Annotated in this window: 2 protein-coding genes; both read left to right on the top strand. The window is 65.7% G+C overall.

The features are described from left to right. The first annotated feature begins 190 nt into the window (after nucleotides 1-190). A complete protein-coding gene (locus ACFV0Q_RS40770) occupies nucleotides 191-781 on the top strand; it encodes a CDP-alcohol phosphatidyltransferase family protein (RefSeq protein WP_385013063.1) in 591 nt (196 codons plus the stop codon). 101 nt (nucleotides 782-882) lie between these two features. Continuing rightward, nucleotides 883-2,543 (top strand): sugar phosphate nucleotidyltransferase (locus tag ACFV0Q_RS40765; protein ID WP_385013061.1); only part of this gene is annotated, 1,661 nt, incomplete at its 3' end.

Here is a 2,543-nt window from a genome sequence, read left to right as displayed (position 1 = left end):
CGATGGTACTGCAGGGGGGACCCTGTGGGAGAGTAGGACGCCGCCGAACAATCATTGTGGGAAAGCCCCGCACCAGGTAACTGGTGCGGGGCTTTCCTGCGTTTACGGGCCGGCCGGGCGGCTCGTGGACTCCTGTAGGGTCAGGGGGCAGCGATTCGACCATTTCTAGCGTCACAGTGGAGGCCCCCGGGTGGAGGTCCAGGAGACTCGGGTTCAGACTGACCGAATTTTCACCATTCCGAACATCCTGAGCATGGCTCGTCTCGTCGGCGTGCCCCTGTTCCTCTGGCTGATTCTGGAGGGGTACGACGGGTGGGCGCTGGCCGTCCTCATGTTCAGCGGGATCAGTGACTACCTCGACGGGAAACTCGCGCGGCGCTGGAATCAGATCAGCAATCTGGGGCGCCTGCTGGACCCCGCAGCGGACCGGCTCTACGTCCTGACCACGCTGTTCGGCCTGACCTGGCGCGGGATCCTGCCCCTGTGGATCACCGGGCTGCTGCTCGCCCGTGAGGCAATGCTGCTGGTCATGGTGTGGATCCTGCGCCGGCACGGCTATCCGCCGCCCCAGGTCAACTTCCTCGGCAAGGCCGCGACCTTCAACCTGATGTACGCCTTCCCCCTGCTGTTGCTGAGTGATGGCAGCGGTTGGCTGGCCTGGATGGCGTCCGTTTTCGGATGGGCGTTCGCGGGATGGGGTACAACGCTCTATTGGTGGGCAGGAATCCTATACGTGGTGCAGGTCCGCCGTCTCGTGAAGGCGGATGCCACGGCCGATTGAGCTCGCTCGGCGCCGGTACTGACGCGGAGGAGTAGCGGAGTCACCGTCCGGGACGGGTGAGGTCGGCTAGACCGTCATCTCTCTAGGAGGACTCTTCCGACATGAAGGCCGTCGTGATGGCCGGTGGCGAAGGTACGCGGCTTCGCCCCATGACCTCAAGCATGCCCAAGCCGCTCCTGCCTGTGGCCAACCGGCCGATCATGGAGCACGTGCTCAGGCTGTTGAAGCGGCATGGGCTCAATGAGACCGTCGTGACCGTGCAGTTCCTGGCGTCGCTCGTCAAGAACTACTTCGGTGACGGCGAGGAGCTCGGTATGGAGCTCACCTATGCCAACGAGGAGAAGCCACTCGGCACCGCCGGCAGCGTGAAGAACGCCGAGGAGGCCCTGAAGGACGACACCTTCCTCGTCATCTCCGGCGACGCGCTGACGGACTTCGACCTCACTGATCTCATCAGCTTCCACAAGGAGAAGGGCGCACTGGTCACGGTGTGCCTGACCCGGGTGCCCAATCCGCTGGAATTCGGCATCACCATCGTGGACGAGGAAGGGAAGGTCGAGCGCTTCCTCGAGAAGCCGACCTGGGGGCAGGTGTTCTCGGACACCATCAACACCGGCATCTACGTGATGGAGCCGGAGATCTTCGACTACGTCGACGCGGACGTCTCCGTCGACTGGTCCGGAGACGTCTTCCCGCAGCTGATGAAGGAAGGCCGGCCGATCTACGGCTACGTGGCCGAGGGCTACTGGGAGGACGTCGGCACCCACGAGAGCTACGTCAAGGCGCAGGCCGACGTGCTCGAGGGCAAGGTCCAGGTCGACATGGACGGCTTCGAGATCTCTCCCGGCGTGTGGATCGCCGAAGGGGCCGAGGTGAGCCCGGACGCCGTGCTGCGCGGGCCGCTGTACATCGGGGACTACGCCAAGGTCGAGGCCGGCGTGGAGATCCGCGAGCACACCGTCATCGGGTCGAACGTCGTCGTGAAGAGCGGTGCCTTCCTCCACAAGGCCGTCGTCCACGACAACGTCTACATCGGGCCCCACAGCAATCTGCGCGGCTGCGTGATCGGGAAGAACACCGACATCATGCGGGCCGCCCGGATCGAGGACGGGGCCGTCATCGGCGACGAGTGCCTGGTGGGCGAGGAGTCCATCGTCCAGGGCAACGTGCGCGTCTACCCCTTCAAGACCATCGAGGCCGGTGCCTTCGTCAACACCTCGGTGATCTGGGAGTCGCGCGGCCAGGCCCACCTCTTCGGTGCCCGCGGCGTCTCCGGGATCCTGAACGTGGAGATCACCCCCGAGCTGGTGGTCAAACTCGCGGGCGCCTACGCGACGACCCTGAAGAAGGGGGCGATCGTCACCACGGCCCGTGACCACTCCCGAGGCGCGAGAGCCCTCAAGCGGGCCGTCATCTCGGCCCTGCAGGCCAGCGCCATCGACGTCCGGGACCTGGAGAACGTACCGCTGCCCGTGGCCCGCCAGCAGACCGCTCGCGGAGCCGCGGGCGGAATCATGATCAGGACCTCGCCCGGGGTACCGGACTCGGTCGACATCATGTTCCTCGACGAGCGGGGAGCGGACCTCTCGCAGGCCCAGCAGCGCAAGCTGGACCGGGTCTACGCGCGCCAGGAGTACCGTCGCGCGTTCCCCGGCGAGATCGGCGACCTGCAGTTCCCGTCGAGCGTCTTCGACTCGTACACGGGTTCCCTGCTCCGCCGGGTGGACACCACCGGCATCGCCGATGCCGGCCTCAAGGTGGT

Source organism: Streptomyces sp. NPDC059564, from assembly GCF_042735575.1.
Taxonomy (GTDB): domain Bacteria; phylum Actinomycetota; class Actinomycetes; order Streptomycetales; family Streptomycetaceae; genus Streptomyces.
This window is presented reverse-complemented; position numbering and strand designations above follow the sequence as displayed.